Below are 13,892 nucleotides of genomic sequence, written 5' to 3'. Positions count from 1 at the left end.
CCTTAAGCGAATCGGCTGCGATGCTGTGACGACAATGGAAGTCCCGGGAGTTGTTCACCGGTTTCCTGCCGGGGCGAGGACGATCGCATGACACAGCAGGCACTGGCGGAGAGGCCAGGTTTCGGCGCCTCCGAAAGCTTCGAGATCGTGGCGCAGTCGGCGCCCGAGATCCTGGCCCATGTCGAGACCGTGGTCTGCGTCCCGACCTTCCGGCGGCCCGACATGCTGGAGCGCACCTTGCGCTCGCTGGCGGCGCAGCGCGGCGCCGGGCCGTTCGCGGTGATCGTCGTCGAGAATGAGGGCAAGGAGCGCGCCGGCGCCGAGCGGGCCTGCGCGCTGTTCGCCGAGGGGCTGTTCGAGGGGCTGGTCATCGTCGAGCCGCGCCAGGGCAACTGCAAGGCCTACAATGCCGCCTGGCGCTGCGCTTTGACGCGCCTGCCGGCGCTCCGCCAGATCGCCGGCATCGACGATGACGAGGAGGCCGAGCCCGGCTGGCTCGCCGCCTTCCTGCAGGCCGCGGCGAGCGCGCCGGCCGAGCTGTTCGGAGGTTCGGTGACGCCGCGCTTCGAGGATCCGACCCGCGCCTGGCTTGGCGCGCATCCGATCTTCCGCTCGCATTACAGCGCCTCGGGGCCGATCCCGATGCTCTATTCCAGCGCCAACTACCTGATCCGGCGCGAGGTGCTGGAGACGCTGGGCTTCCCCTATCTCGACGAGAGCTTCGACTTCACCGGCGGCGGCGACAGCGATTTCTTCAGGCGGGCGATGGCCGCCGGCTTCCGCTTCTGGTGGGTGCAGGAAGCGGTGCAGCGCGAGACCATGCCGGCCAGGCGCACCGAAGCCGACTGGGTTCGGGCGCGCGGCTATCGCAATGGCGCGATCTCGGCACGGATCGAGCGGCGCAGCCGGCCCGGTACGGCCGGGCGGCTGCGCGTCCTCGCCAAGAGCCTGGCATTGCTCGCCGCCTCGCCTCTGCGCGGGCTGATGCTCGGCCTCGACACCCGTTCGCTGACCATCGGCCTCTACCATGCCCAGGTCGCGCTCGGCCGCCTCGGCACCGAATTCGGCGTCGCCGACGAGCAGTATCGCGTGCCCGAGAAGAACTGAGCCGCTTCGGGCGCCGCCGCCTCAGGCCTCGTTGACGACGAAGCCGCGGATCTTGCCGGCATGGGCGCCGAGCGTCGCGGCGGCGCGCTCCATATCCTCGCGGCCGACAGCGCCCTCGCGCAGCACCAGCACGATATCGTCGACCGCTTCGGCGAATTGCAGGGTGAGCTCGTCGCTGCCGATCGCTGCGCCATCGACGATGATCGGCCCGAAGCGCCGGGCGGCGCCGAAGAAGTCCCCTCTGATCTTCGCCCCGGTGATCGCGCTGGTCGGGCCCCGGCGCGGCAGGAAGAACAGCCCGGTCCCCTCGTCCTGCAGGGCGGCCCGCACCACGCCGGCGGCGCCTGAGACGATGTCGGCGAGACCGAGCTGGGCCTCCTCGGCGAAGCTCTTGGTCAGGCTGGCCGTACCGAGCCCGGAATCGACCAGGATCGCCGCCTTGCCGGCGAGCGCCGCGTCGAGCGCCAGGTTCAGGGCCAGCGTCGAGGCGCCGGCCCCGGGGCGCAGGCCGACGATCAGGATGCGGCGGCCGCCATCGCCATCGGCGGCGGCTTCGAGCGTCTGCCGCAGCTCGCCGATGCTGCGGGCAAAGCGCGCCTGCGGCTTGTCGAGCACGTCGACGAGCGGCCCCTTGCCCTGGAAGACCGAGCGGGTTTCTTCCAGCTCGCGGCGCCAGCGCCGGTGGCGCACGGCCGGGAGCGTCGCGAGCAGGGGTGCCGCCGAGGTCGCCAGGATCTCGGGCAGACGCTTGGCTTCGGGCTTCCCCGCCAGGCGCCGCCAGCCAGCCTTGGCGGGCTTCGCCGCTGCGGCCGGCGGCGAAGCGGGTGGCTCCGCTTCGATGGGACGGATGGCGGGCAGCGCCGCAGCGGGTGCCGCTGCCTTCGGCCCGTCGTCGCGCGGCGTCGCGGCGCTGCGCGCGCTGCCGGTGGGCTGGGCGGGCCGTGTCGGCGCCGCTCCTCCGAGGAAGGCGAGCCCGACGGCCAATGCGGCGCCGAGCCCCACACCGCCGATGCCGCCGAGCAGGGCGATCGTCCGCCGCGACATCCCGGATTTCTGCAAGGGCGGCATCGCCTGCGAGATGATGCGGGCATTGGTGGTGTCGATGCCGGAAAGCTCGCTGGTCTCGCGGGCGCGCTTCAGGAACCCCTCATAGATGACGCGCGAGGATTCGACCTCGCGTTCGAGCTCGCGCAGCTCGACCCCGGCCCGTCCGGCGGCGAATTGGCCGGATTTCAGCGCGTCGACGCCGCTTGCGGTCTGCTGCTCGGCGGCGAGTGCACGGTCATATTCGCTTCTGGCGGCGCGTGCGATCCGGCCGAGTTCCTCGGCGATCTGGCGGCGGGCGTCCCGCACCTGGGCCTGTGCCGCAAAGAGCGCGGGATGCCGGGCTCCGAGCGAGGCGGTCAGATCGGCCTCCCGGCTCAGCGCGGCGCCGAGCTGGGCCCGCAGCGCGGTCATCGTGTTGGAGGCGAGGGCCTCTGGAATGGCACCGGCCTCGAGCGAGGCGGCGCGGGTGCGGGCAATCTGCTCGTATTTCGCCCTGGCCTCGGTGACCCGGGTCCGTGCCGCGACGAGCTGGGCGTTGCTGAGCGCGAGCTGCTCCTCGCCGATCGACTTGCCGCCGACGGCGGCGAGATTGTTGGCTTCCTTGAAGCGCTCGGCCTTGTTCTCGGCATCGCGCAGGCGCGAGCGCAGCTCCTCGAGCCGGCCGGTCAGCGATTCCGTGGCGCGTCTGGCGGCGGCGTCGCGCACCGCCGCCTGATCCTCGAGATAAGCGTTGGCGAGGGCGTTGGCGAGGCGCGCGGCCTTTTCGGGATCGCGCGAGGTCACCGAGATGTCGATCACGAAGGTGCGTTCGCCACGCCGTACCGAGACGCGGCGGTCGAGTTCGGCGAGGGCGTAGAGCATCCCGTCGCGCTTGCTCGTGGTCCCGCCGAACAGCCGCGACAGCAGGCCGGGGCTGGCTTCGCCGCCGAATTCCGGGTCCTTGTCGAGATGCTCGCTCTCGACGACGCGCGCCTTGATGCTGTCCGAGGCGATGATCCGCGCCTGGCTTTCGAGATAGGCGGTGATCGAGGTCGGGTCGCTGCCGACCGTGGTCGGCGAGACCTCGTTCTGGAGCACGCGAAGATCGCGCGGATCGATGAAGAGCTGGGCGGTCGAGACATATTTCGGCGTGACCAGCAGGCTCGCCAAGGCCGCCAGCATCATGCCGGCCAGGGCGCAGAGCAGGATCAGGCCCTTGCGCCGCCAGAGCGTGCCGATCAGCCAGAGCGGATTGGCCAGCACCGAGAGCGACGGCCGGCCGGCAGCGTCCGGTGCCGCGACGGCCGCCTGCTGCGGCGGCGTCGCGGCCCGGTCGATCTCGCCGGGTGCGGTCTCGGTGGTGAACATTAGGCTACGCTTCACTCGTTTCGTTCTGGTCGGCGTCCGGCTGGCTCGGGACGGGGTGCCGGGTCATTCACTCAGGCCCGGCCGCTGCGATAGCGTTCGAGCACCTGCATCATCGGTTTGGGGCGGTAGTCCTCGTCGAGCGGCAAGGGCCGTGCCCTGGCCGGGTCCTTGCGCGGAAAGGTCTCGTGGACCCAGCTATGGCGATCGCTCAGCCCCCAGGTGACGATCGCCTTCGGCCTGCCACCTGCGACCACGGCTTCGAGATAGGTCGCGACCAGCTTGGCGGCAGCCCGGTCGCGCAGTCCGGTATCGGGCGGCAGCTTCCAGTCGATCACGTCGAGCTCGGTGACCTCGACCCCGACGCCGAGCTTGCCGAGATCGGCGACGAAGCCCTGCACGCCTTCGCTGTCGATCGCATTCTCGGCATAGAGATGGGCCTGCATGCCGACGCCGTGGATCGGGATGCCCTTGTCCTGCAGGCGGCGCACGATATCGATCGCGATCCTGCGGCGCGCGACGATGCCCGGCCCGGTCTCCTCGAAATTGAAGTCGTTGAGCACGAGCCGCGCCTTGGGCTCGACCCGCGCCGCGGTGCGGAAGGCGATCTCGATGTGATCGGGTCCGAGCAGGCGCTGCCAGATCGTGTCGCGATATGGCTCGCCGGGCTTGGGCTCGAAGGCGATGACCTCGTTGACCACGTCCCAGGTCGCGATCTTGCCCTTGTAGCGGTCGACCACGACCTCGATATGGCGGGTCAGCTCGCGCTCGGCCTCGGCTCGGCTCGCCATCTGCCTGGCCCAGGGCGGCAAGGCCATGCCCCAGAGCAGGGCGTGGCCGCGCAGCGCCTTGCCGTGTTTCAGCGCGAAGCCGACCAGTTCGTCCGCCCCGGAAAAATCGAAGCGGGCGCGGTCATGGCGCAGTGCCTCCCATTTCAGGTCGTTCATCGGCACGATGACGTCGCAGAGCCGGACCAGCGCGTCGCGATAGCGCGCATCGGCGCGGAAGGTCTCGATCTGAGCCGCCGAGCCATAGGGGATCGGCGCCCGGCCCGGTGCCGCGGCGGCGCCGTCGCCGGCGAGAGCGGCCGCGGCGATGCCGGCGGCACCGCCCAGTACATCCCTGCGCGAAATGGCTTTCATGTCGTGGCCGGGCATAGCCTCGTTTCGTTTAGGGTCGCTCAACGCGTCTGCGCTAGACACGGGGCGATCTCCGCCCTGCCAGAGGCACGGAACGGGCCAGCCGATCTGTCGAAACGGACTTCATGTCGCCCGACCGCGCCACCATCGCCGCCTACCTCACCATCCTGAGCGGCTCCGCCGGCCGGCTCGTCATCTCCCTTGTCTACTTCCTCATCGTTGCGAATACGTTGACCCTGGGCGAGTTCGGCATTTTCGCCACCGCCTCCGCCACCGGCGTCATTCTTTCGCGTCTGCTCGCCTTCGGCTTCGTCTCGCCGGTCTACCGGGTCGCCACCGTCAAACCGCGTCTGCTCGGCGCCTATCTCGCCGGCTTCGCGGTGCTCGGGCTACTGTCGCTGCCGCTGATCGCGCTGGCGAGCTGGGGCGCCTATGCGCTGCTGTTCGCCGGCAAGGTCGCGCTTCTGCCCTTCGCGACGATCATCCTCGCCGAGGTGCTGGGCTGGCGGCTGGTGGAGCTCGTCGCCATCGTCAACAACGGCATGCGCCGCTTCCGCGAGGCGGCGCTTCTGGTGGTCATCGGCTCGGGCCTGCGCACGCTGGCCGCGATCGGCTTCTATCTCCAGGCGCAGCCGACGCTGGAGGGCTGGGCCTTCGCCTATTTCGGGGCGACGGCGCTGAGTGCCCTGATCGGCTTCCTCGTCTTCCTGCCCAGAATGCGCCTGGCCTTCGTCCCGGCGCTCTATCCGCGGCGGATGGCCGATGCGCTCTCGGCCGGCACTGCCGACATCCTGTTCTACCTGCAAGCCGAGCTCGACAAGCTCCTGATGCTGGCTTTCGCCGGCGACCGCGTCGCCGGGCTCTACGCCATCGCCATGCGCGTCATCGACCTCACCGCCATGCCGGTGCGCAGCTTCAACCAGATGCTGGTGCAGAAGATCATGCAGGAGCGCGGCCTGCGCGGCGGCGCCCGGCATCAGGTCCTGGTCGAACTCGCCATCGCTGTCGTCTCGATCGGCGGGCTGGTCGCGATCATCCTGCTGCTGGCGCTGTTCCCGCGCGCGCTCGGCGGCAATGTCGCGCTCGCCTCTTATCTCTTCCTGCCGATGCTGCTGGTGCCGGCCTTCCGCAATCTCGTCGAGTACCAGGCCGAATTGCTCTACGCCCGCGAGCGCACCGGCTCGCGCGTGCTGCTGCTCTGCGCCGTTGCGGCGCTCAAGGCGGTGCTGATCGCCTGGGTGATGACGCGTCACGGCGCCGATGGCAGCTGGGCGCTCTGGCTCAACGGCGTCTTCGGCGCGCTCTACCTGCTCTCGACGGTCTTCACCTATCGGCTGCTCGGCAAGGCGGGCTGATCGGCTTCTCGCCTCACCGCCCTGGCTCGGCTTCGGCCAGGGCTCGAAGCCGAGCCAGCGGCACTCCGGTGAAGGATTGCACGCCGACGGCGACCTGGCCGGGCCCGAGCACCTCCTCGAAGGAACGCAGCCCTGCGAGATCGGCGACATCCTCGTCGAACCAGAAGACCTTGCAGGGCTCGTGGGCATCGGGCCAGTGGCCGGCCTCGGCGAGGCCGCGCACGCCTTCGACGAAGTAGCCGTAGATCATGTACTCGGAAAACTGCCGGTTGGCGGCGATGGCCGAGACCCAGTCGCGGCCGGTCACCTGCTCGATGCGCGCCATCATCGCGACGATGTTGTCGCGCCGCCAGCTCACCAGATTGTTGATGTAGTCGGCGCTCGGGAAGGCCGGTTGCGGCAGGCCGAGCAGCCGGCTCGCGACCTCGCACCAGCCGCGATGGCGCTCCATCTCCCGGGTGATGCCGCCTGGCTTGCGATAGAGCCGAACGCCGTCCGCCGTGCTTAGGCTCGCGACGTCGAAGGGCCGCAGGAAGATCATGTCGGAATCGGCGAAGAGCACGATGTCCTCGTGGCTCTTCAGCGGCAAGGCGAGCTTGCGCAGTTGCTGGGCGTGCCAGCCGCGCAGCGGCGGGATGCCGCGCGCCAGTGCTCCGGGGCCGGTCCAGACCCGCCGGCGCCCGAGGCTGAGCGGATCGGGCCAGGAGGAGAGCCAGCGCGGCAGCAGTGCCGATTCCGGAAGGACCTGCCGCCGCGGCCCGGCAAGCGATGCGAACAGGGGAAGGTCGCGGTCCTCGACCAGCAGATAATGCATGGTGTGGCCACTGACGAAACGGTCGATGCTGGCGCAGAGCAGCCGGCAACGCTCGAGATCGTCGGCATAGCTCGGGGTCGCGATCGCGATACTGGGATTCGTCACGCGACCTTGCGTCCCGTGAGCCTCTGCCGCAGCACGCGCAGCAGGAAGATCGGATTGCCCACGACATAGCGCCGCCAGAGCCGGCCGGGCTCGAGCCAGAGTCGGTAAAGCCATTCCATCCGCAGCCGCCGGATCCAGAGCGGCGCCCGTGTCACCTCGCCGGCCAGGAAATCGAAGAAGGCGCCGATTCCGGCGGCGACGCTGCAATGGCGCGGCCCGAGCTTCTCGGCGATCCATTTTTCCTGGCGCGGATTGCCGAAGGCGACGAGCAGGAGATCGGGCCGCTCATACTCCAGCCTTGCCAGCAGGGCCGCCTCTTCTTCCGCCGAGAAATAGCCATGGCTGAGAACGGCGAAGTCATGTTGGGGATGCGCGTCCTGCAGCCGTGCCGCGGCGCGCTCGGCGATGCCCGGCTTGCCGCCGAGCAGCATCACGCGCAGCGGCTCGCGCTGCGCCGCCAGCAGGGCCGGCGTGAAATCGGTGCCGTTGAGATTGGCCGGGAAATGGGCCCCGTGCAGAAGCTGCGAGGCGACATCGACGCCGATTCCGTCGGGCAGAATCAGGAAGCTGGAGAGAGCGGCCCGCAGGGCCGCATCGTTCGCAGCGAAATTGGCGAGATGGGCATTGCAATAGGCCAGCCGCAAATGCCGCTTCCGGTCGAAGGCGCGTGCGATCAGAGCCAGCGCCTGATCGCGCGTCAGGGCCGCGACTTGCACCCCGAGGATCTCCCGCCGCGGCGCCTCGATCGCGGGCATGCGCCCGACCAGGGGCTGTGCGTAGGGAGCGGAGAAGGCGTTCATCGCGGATTCGGCCCGGGCAAGCATGCGTCGCCATGGTGACGCCAGCGGCGCATGTCTTGGGGGATTTGCAAGGTCGGTCAAGGCGAACCCGTTCCCAAAGTAAATCGAATCTTCAGCCGGCCCGGGGCCGACCCCGTTCCGGTTCGGGCCTGGCGTGTTCCGAAATGACACGCCTGTTCCCGGCTTCCAGGCTCACCATGCCGGAAACGTGCCGTAACGGCAGGTTTTGAGGCCTTCTTGCGCGCCGGCAGGTCGGCATCGCGCTTGCCACCCAGCCCCCGCGAGTGGCGCCGGTCGGGACAATTGTTCCGATCCGGGCCGCTCGGGAGCGAGGCGCTGGATGATGACCGTCAACGAACTGAACTATGCCGCTGCCTCTGCTGCCGATGAACGTGCCAACTCGCTGCGCCACTGGATCGGCATGATCACGGCGCTCGTCGACGTGGTCATGGTGCTGGCGATCGTGATCGGCACCTCTTTCGCCTATCACCTCTATGCCTACGCTGATTTCGGCAACGGCAAGATCACGCTCGAGCTCGCCTCGATGATCGCGGCGATCTTCGTCTTCATCAACGCGCTGCGCGGGCGCTACCAGCTCGCCAACTACCTCTCGACCAAGGGCCAGATCGCCTCGGCCTTCACCGTCTGGAACATGGCGATGGTCGCCTTCATCGCCTTCGTCTTCCTCGCCAAGATCGTCGACCATTATTCGCGCGTGGTGGTGATCGTGACCTATCTCGCCGGCATTCCGCTGGTGGCGCTCGCCCGTTCGGGGATCGTGCGGGCGGTGTCGATGGCGAGCAAGACTGGCCGGATCACCTCGGAAAGGGTTTTCCTGATCGGCCGCGAGAGCGAGGTGATGTCCTTCGTCTCGCGCCATCAGCCCTGGAATATCGGCTTCTCGATCGTCGACGTCGCCTTCCTGCGCAGCAGCGACGCGCGCCGCATCAACGATCCCGCTGCGGCCCTGACGGCCGATCTCGCCGCGGCCTCCGCCCGGGCGCGCGACCTCAAGCCCGATGCGGTCTTCATCGCGCTGCCCTGGTCCGATCAGGAGACGATCGACGCCTGCGTCGACGCCTTCATGAACCTGCCGGTGGCGATCCATATGACGCCCGAGCCGATCATGGACCGTTTCGAGAATCCGCATATCGTGCGCGTCGGCTCGCTCGCCTCGCTGCGCCTGACGCGCCCGGCGCTGTCCTTCACCCAGGTCACGTTCAAGCGTGTCTTCGACATCTGCGCGGCGAGCGCGATCCTGGTGGCGAGCCTGCCGCTGCTGCTGCTGATCGCGCTGGCGATCAGGATCGACTCGAAGGGGCCGGTCCTGTTCCTGCAGCGGCGCTATGGCTTCAACCAGGAGCCGTTCCGGATCTTCAAGTTCCGGACGATGACCACCACCGATGACGGCGCGGTGATTCGCCAGGCGACCCGCGGAGATCCGCGCATCACACGGGTCGGGCGCCATCTGCGGCGCTATAATCTCGACGAGCTGCCGCAGCTCATCAATGTCATCGCCGGGCAGATGTCGCTGGTCGGCCCGCGCCCGCACGCGCTCGCCCATGATCGCGAATACCAGCGCAAGATCGCGCTCTATGCCCGTCGCCACAACGTCAAGCCGGGCATCACCGGTTGGGCCCAGGTCAACGGCCTGCGCGGCGAAACCGATACCGACGAGAAGATGGCGCGCCGCGTGGCCTATGACCATTGGTACATCGACAACTGGTCGTTCTGGCTCGATCTGGCCATCCTGCTGCGCACGCTGTTCAGCCCGCGCGCCTTCCGCAATGCCGGCTGAGCCGCCGGCATCGCGGCGCTGCAACCCTCTCCCCTGAAAACAGCCCTTCGCGTCTGCCGGCTTTGCGCTAGATTGCCCCCGCTTCATCAGGGAGGGGCGTTGTTTTCATGAATCAAATCGATTTGAACGGCCGGGTCGCCATCGTCACCGGTGGTGCGCAGGGTATTGGCCGGGCCGTCGCCGAGCGTTTCGCCAAGAGCGGCGCCAAGGTCGCAATCTGGGATCTGGACGGCAAGCTGGCCAAGGCGACGGCGGCTGCGATCGGGGCCGAGGCCAGCGGGCTCGGCATCGACGTCACCGACGCCGCCGCCGTGAACGAGGCCGCCGCCGAACTCGAGAAGCGCCTCGGCAGCGTCGACATCTTGGTCACCAGCGCCGGCATCGCCGGCCCCAACCGCAAGACCTGGGAATACCCGCTCGACGAATGGGCCAAGGTGATGCGGCTCAATGTCGACGGCACGCTGCATTGCTGCCAGGCGGTGGTCCCCGGCATGATCAAGCGCAATTACGGAAGGCTCGTGCTGGTCGCCTCGATCGCCGGCAAGGAAGGCAATCCGACGGCTTCGGCGTATTCGGCCTCGAAGGCGGCGGTGATCGCGCTGACCAAATCGCTCGGCAAGGAGCTGGCGACGCAGGACATCGCGGTCAACTGCATCACCCCCGCCGCGGCCAAGACCCGGATCTTCGACCAGATCACCCAGGAGCATATCGACTACATGCTCTCGAAGATCCCGCGCGGGCGCTTCCTTGAGGTCGACGAGGTCGCCGCCATGGTCGCCTTTCTCGCCTCGGCTGAGAACAGCTTCACCACCGGCGGCGTCTTCGACCTGTCGGGCGGCCGCGCGACCTACTGAGCGGGGCCGCGGCCAGAAGCCTTTCCGCAATGCAAACGGTGCTGGCCACGCGGCCGGCGCCGCTCCTAATATGGTGCCATGACCGCGACCCTTCCTTCCGCCGCCGTGCTCGGCGCCCGCGCCTTCGCGGCGCTCGCCGGCCTCAACCGCTTCACCGACGAGCCGGGCAAGCTGACTCGGCTCTATCTGTCGCCGGCGCATCGCCAGGCGGCGGAATGGACCAAGGGGGCGATGGAGGTCGCGGGCCTCGCCGCCTTCATCGATGGCGCGGGCTCGGTGCAGGGCCGGCGCGAGGGCGCAAGGCCCGGCCTGCCGGCGGTGCTGATCGGCTCGCATATCGACACGGTCAAGGATGGCGGGCGCTTCGACGGCAATCTCGGCGTCGTCGCCGGCATACTGGCCGCGCAGGCCCTGCGCGATGCCGGCATCGTCCTGCCCTTCGCACTCGAGGTCGTCGCCTTCGGCGATGAGGAGACGGTGCGCTTTCCGACCGATCTTTCGACCTCGCACGCCCTGATCGGCGAATACCGGCAGGACTGGCTCGACGGCACCGATGCCGACGGCGTCAAGCTGCGCGATGCCCTCGTGAAGTTCGGCGGCGATCCGGCCGGCATTGCCGGCCTCGCCCGCAAGCCGGGTTCGCTCAAGGCCTATCTCGAGGTCCATATCGAGCAGGGGCCGGTGCTCGAGGCCGCTGGCGAGGCGGTCGGCATCGTCACCGCCATCGCCGCGCAGAAGCGGGCCCGCGTCCGGGTCACCGGCGAGGCCGGCCATGCCGGCACCGTGCCGATGGCGCTGCGCAAGGACGCGCTCGCCGCCGCCGCCGAGATGGCGCTGGCGCTGGAGGAGATCGCCCGCGGCCATGATCAGGCGGTCGGCACGGTCGGCGTCTTCCGGCCGGACCCGGGCGCGACCAATGTCGTGCCGGGCGCCGTCGATTTCACCATCGACTTCCGCGCTCCGGCCAATCAGACGCTGGCGAGCATGGATGCCGCCGTGCAGATGCGCTTCGCCGAGATCGCGGCGCGGCGCGGCGTCGGCCTGGATATCGCGCCCTATTCGCAGTCGCAGGCCGTGCCGATGGACGAGGGCCTGCAGGAGGCCTTCGCCACCGGCATCGCCCGCACCGGCACCAATCTGACGGCGCGGCGCCTGCCTTCCGGTGCCGGCCACGACGCCATGGCGATGGCGGCCTTCTGCCCGGCGGCGATGCTGTTCGTGCGCTGCGAGAAGGGCATCAGCCATTCGCCGCTGGAGAACATGACCGAGCTCGATGCCGGCATCGCCATCCGCGTGCTGATCGAGACCCTCCTGGAACTGGCGCGCCGCGAGGGCTGAAGCGTCAGCCCGGCGCGGCCGTGGAGACCGGCTGCGCGGGGCGACGCTCGCGCCGCGCCGGCCGCTGCGCGGGCTTGCGCCAGAGATGCAGCAGCGCGAGGCAAAGCCCGACCAGCGCCACCCAATGGCCGGGGCGCAGCGCCATCCAGTCCTGGTAGACGATGATGTCGGCATTGGCCTGGAAGATCAGCCAGGCCGAGGCGCCGGTGGCGAAGGCGTACCAGGCGGTCTCGGCCAGGGCCGTGGCGAGGCCCGTCGCGAGCGCGGTGAGGGCGAGCGCGGCGACGCTCGGCTGGATGCCGAGGCGATTGAGGCCGCGATAGGCCATCAGCAGCGCGAAGAGCCCGGCGAGCAGCACCGGCTGGGTCACGTCGATCTTCGATTGCAGGGCGAAATGGAACAGGCCGAGCATGGCGATCGGGTAGACGAGGCTGTGCAGACGCTGCCAGCGTGCTGAACCGAGCCGGCGGATCATGCCGTCGGTCGAGGTCGCCCCGAGCGCGACGAGGCCGGTCAGCGCGGTGATGCCGACCACGAGATAGAAGCGCTTGACGATCTCGGAGGCGATCAGCCCCCAGTCGAAGCCGAGATCGATGCAGTAGAGCGTCAGGTGCCCGAGTGCATAGGCGAGGGCGGAGAGGCCTAGCATGCGGCGGATGCCGATCAGCCGGTTCCAGTCGAGGATGCGACGCAGCGGCGTCACCGCGAGGGTGATGACGAGGATGCGCAGGCTCCAGGTACCGGTATCGTGCACCGCCTGCGTCCACGGTTTCGAGCCGAGCTGATGGGCGAAGGCCTGATAGGCGAGGTAGGCGGCCGGCATCAGCACCAGCGCGAAGCAGCCGGCGCGGAGCGCATCGAAGCGGCCCTTCCTGTCGGTCCACGGCCAGTCGCTCGCCTCGATCAGAGCCATGCTCGCTCCCTTTGCCCTCGGGGTCGCAACCCGGATACGCCAGATTCGCCGCGGGCGTCATGCATCTCTGCGCACAAGCGCGTGAGCAGTCGTGAGCCGGCCCTGCATCGGCGCATGCCGATTGAGCTTCCCATAGATCACGCTTTGCGTTTCGATTCGGGCCGCATGTGCAGCCGCGATTCGCCGGCACCGGAACGGAGAAGCTCGATGTCGCGCAGTCCCAAGGTGGTTTTCGATGTCGGTAACGTCCTGCTGCGCTGGGACCCTTTCCATCTTTACCGGGACGTGATCCCGGACGACGCCAAGCGCGACTGGTTCCTGAATAATGTCTGCACGGCCGCCTGGAACATCGAGCAGGATCGCGGCCGGTCCTGGACGGATGCTGTCGCCCTCCTCGTTGCCGAGCATCCGGAATGGGAGCGTGAGATCCGGGCTTTCGACGAGCGTTGGCACGAAACCGTGCCGGGCGTGATCGAGGACAGCGTCGCGGTGCTGGCCGAGCTCAAGGCCAAAGGCGAGCAGGTCTACGCCATCACCAATTTTTCGCGCGAGAAATGGGCGGAATGCCTGGTCCGCTTCCCCTTTCTGCGCAGCTTCGACGGCGCGATCGTTTCCGCCCATGAACGGCTGCTCAAGCCCGACCCCGCCATCTACCATGTGCTGATCGAGCGTTATGGGCTCGATGTCTCCGACTGCATCTTCATTGACGACAGCGAGAAGAATGTCGCGGGCGCGCGTTCGGTCGGCATGCAGGCGGTGCATTTCCGCGAGCCGATCGACCTCAGAGGCGAGTTGCGCGCGCTCGGCGCCGCGCTCTGAGGCAAAGCCCGGCGCCGCGTCTCGCAGCGCCGGGGCATGGCTTCGGACGGGGCGGCTACCAGTAGTAGCGTGGGCCGTAATAGCGGCGATAGGGCCGATAGCCATAGGGTCGGTAATAGGGGTAGGGCCGGTAGTAGCGTGGCCCGTAAAAGCGCGGGCCATAGCCATAATACGGTCTCCGCCAATAGCGGCGTCGGGGGCCGTAATAATAGTACTGGGCGTAGTCGGCCTCGGTCTTGTCGAGCGCTTCGGCGTCGATCTCGGGTGCGGCTTCCGGCCGGCGCGGCGTTGCCGGCGCGGTTTTCTGCGGCTGGGCCGCCAGACCTGCCGATGCGAAGCCCGCTGCCGCCAGGGCGCCGATCAGGCTTCCGAGGAAAGAGCGTCTGTCCACGATGCTGTCCTCCCTTCCAAGGGCGAGAATCAACGTCGAGGAGGGCTTTTGGTTCCAGGCCGCGTGCT

The 13,892-nt window shown here is 68.7% G+C and carries 12 protein-coding genes; 6 read left to right on the top strand and 6 right to left on the bottom strand.

Translation table 11 applies throughout. The features are described 5' to 3' along the window. Window positions 1-87: 87 nt before the first annotated feature. Window positions 88-1,107: a glycosyltransferase family 2 protein gene (locus tag AC3RCC_RS00270; protein ID WP_291635829.1), complete on the top strand. Its 1,020-nt coding sequence runs from the start codon at window positions 88-90 to the stop codon at window positions 1,105-1,107. Between the two features lie 21 nt (window positions 1,108-1,128). Here AC3RCC_RS00270 and AC3RCC_RS00265 read toward each other — a convergent pair whose 3' ends face one another. Beyond that, window positions 1,129-3,516: an exopolysaccharide transport family protein gene (locus AC3RCC_RS00265; RefSeq protein WP_492257244.1), complete on the bottom strand. Its 2,388-nt coding sequence runs from the start codon at window positions 3,514-3,516 to the stop codon at window positions 1,129-1,131. Window positions 3,517-3,572: 56 nt separating this feature from the next. After that, window positions 3,573-4,640 (bottom strand): endo-1,4-beta-xylanase, encoded by a 1,068-nt coding sequence (locus tag AC3RCC_RS00260; protein WP_492257243.1) that lies wholly within the window; start codon window positions 4,638-4,640, stop codon window positions 3,573-3,575. 122 nt (window positions 4,641-4,762) lie between these two features. On the opposite strand from AC3RCC_RS00260, the gene AC3RCC_RS00255 reads away from it, so the two are divergent. Next, complete coding sequence (locus tag AC3RCC_RS00255) at window positions 4,763-5,992, top strand: lipopolysaccharide biosynthesis protein (RefSeq protein WP_492257242.1); 1,230 nt, start codon at window positions 4,763-4,765, stop codon at window positions 5,990-5,992. 13 nt (window positions 5,993-6,005) lie between these two features. Here the strand turns inward: AC3RCC_RS00255 and AC3RCC_RS00250 are convergent, their stop codons facing one another. Then, window positions 6,006-6,911: a DUF6492 family protein gene (locus tag AC3RCC_RS00250; protein WP_492257241.1), complete on the bottom strand. Its 906-nt coding sequence runs from the start codon at window positions 6,909-6,911 to the stop codon at window positions 6,006-6,008. Then, the gene (locus tag AC3RCC_RS00245) at window positions 6,908-7,711 is read right to left on the bottom strand and encodes a WecB/TagA/CpsF family glycosyltransferase (RefSeq protein ID WP_492257240.1); all 804 of its coding nucleotides are present in this window, start codon (window positions 7,709-7,711) and stop codon (window positions 6,908-6,910) included. Before AC3RCC_RS00245 ends, AC3RCC_RS00250 begins: the two co-directional genes overlap by 4 nt. 340 nt (window positions 7,712-8,051) lie before the next feature. On the opposite strand from AC3RCC_RS00245, the gene AC3RCC_RS00240 reads away from it, so the two are divergent. From AC3RCC_RS00240 to AC3RCC_RS00230, 3 genes are all read left to right on the top strand, one after another. Then, window positions 8,052-9,509, top strand: coding sequence for an undecaprenyl-phosphate glucose phosphotransferase (locus tag AC3RCC_RS00240; protein ID WP_291635817.1), 1,458 nt, complete (start codon window positions 8,052-8,054; stop codon window positions 9,507-9,509). A gap of 107 nt (window positions 9,510-9,616) precedes the next feature. Then, window positions 9,617-10,363 carry an SDR family NAD(P)-dependent oxidoreductase gene (locus AC3RCC_RS00235; RefSeq protein ID WP_492257239.1) on the top strand — a complete coding sequence of 249 codons (747 nt, stop codon included), beginning with the start codon at window positions 9,617-9,619 and terminating at the stop codon, window positions 10,361-10,363. Between the two features lie 78 nt (window positions 10,364-10,441). Then, a complete protein-coding gene (locus tag AC3RCC_RS00230) occupies window positions 10,442-11,701 on the top strand; it encodes an allantoate amidohydrolase (RefSeq protein WP_492257238.1) in 1,260 nt (419 codons plus the stop codon). Between the two features lie 4 nt (window positions 11,702-11,705). On the opposite strand, the gene msrQ is transcribed toward AC3RCC_RS00230, so the two are convergent. Next, window positions 11,706-12,614: a protein-methionine-sulfoxide reductase heme-binding subunit MsrQ gene (gene msrQ / locus AC3RCC_RS00225; RefSeq protein ID WP_291635812.1), complete on the bottom strand. Its 909-nt coding sequence runs from the start codon at window positions 12,612-12,614 to the stop codon at window positions 11,706-11,708. 207 nt (window positions 12,615-12,821) lie between these two features. Here msrQ and AC3RCC_RS00220 point away from each other — a divergent pair, with 207 nt between their 5' ends. Continuing rightward, on the top strand, window positions 12,822-13,433 hold the full coding sequence (locus AC3RCC_RS00220; RefSeq protein WP_291635810.1) for an HAD family hydrolase: 612 nt from the start codon (window positions 12,822-12,824) through the stop codon (window positions 13,431-13,433). Window positions 13,434-13,488: 55 nt separating this feature from the next. Here AC3RCC_RS00220 and AC3RCC_RS00215 read toward each other — a convergent pair whose 3' ends face one another. Continuing rightward, window positions 13,489-13,824: a hypothetical protein gene (locus AC3RCC_RS00215; protein ID WP_492257237.1), complete on the bottom strand. Its 336-nt coding sequence runs from the start codon at window positions 13,822-13,824 to the stop codon at window positions 13,489-13,491. Between the last annotated feature and the right edge of the window lie 68 nt (window positions 13,825-13,892).

Source organism: Allobosea sp. GW823-FHT01F03 (assembly GCF_058798075.1).
Note: the sequence above shows the minus strand (reverse complement) of the source record. Positions and strands in the feature narration are given on the sequence as shown.

Bases quoted from the DNA above. Each gene is read 5' to 3' on its own strand.
- AC3RCC_RS00230 (WP_492257238.1), top strand. From the start codon at position 10,442: ATGACCGCGACCCTTCCTTCCGCCGCCGTGCTCGGCGCCCGCGCCTTC.
- AC3RCC_RS00235 (WP_492257239.1), top strand. From the start codon at position 9,617: ATGAATCAAATCGATTTGAACGGCCGGGTCGCCATCGTCACCGGTGGT.
- AC3RCC_RS00255 (WP_492257242.1), top strand. From the start codon at position 4,763: ATGTCGCCCGACCGCGCCACCATCGCCGCCTACCTCACCATCCTGAGC.
- AC3RCC_RS00245 (WP_492257240.1), bottom strand. From the start codon at position 7,711: ATGAACGCCTTCTCCGCTCCCTACGCACAGCCCCTGGTCGGGCGCATG.
- AC3RCC_RS00240 (WP_291635817.1), top strand. From the start codon at position 8,052: ATGATGACCGTCAACGAACTGAACTATGCCGCTGCCTCTGCTGCCGAT.
- AC3RCC_RS00220 (WP_291635810.1), top strand. From the start codon at position 12,822: ATGTCGCGCAGTCCCAAGGTGGTTTTCGATGTCGGTAACGTCCTGCTG.
- AC3RCC_RS00270 (WP_291635829.1), top strand. From the start codon at position 88: ATGACACAGCAGGCACTGGCGGAGAGGCCAGGTTTCGGCGCCTCCGAA.
- AC3RCC_RS00260 (WP_492257243.1), bottom strand. From the start codon at position 4,640: ATGAAAGCCATTTCGCGCAGGGATGTACTGGGCGGTGCCGCCGGCATC.
- msrQ (WP_291635812.1), bottom strand. From the start codon at position 12,614: ATGGCTCTGATCGAGGCGAGCGACTGGCCGTGGACCGACAGGAAGGGC.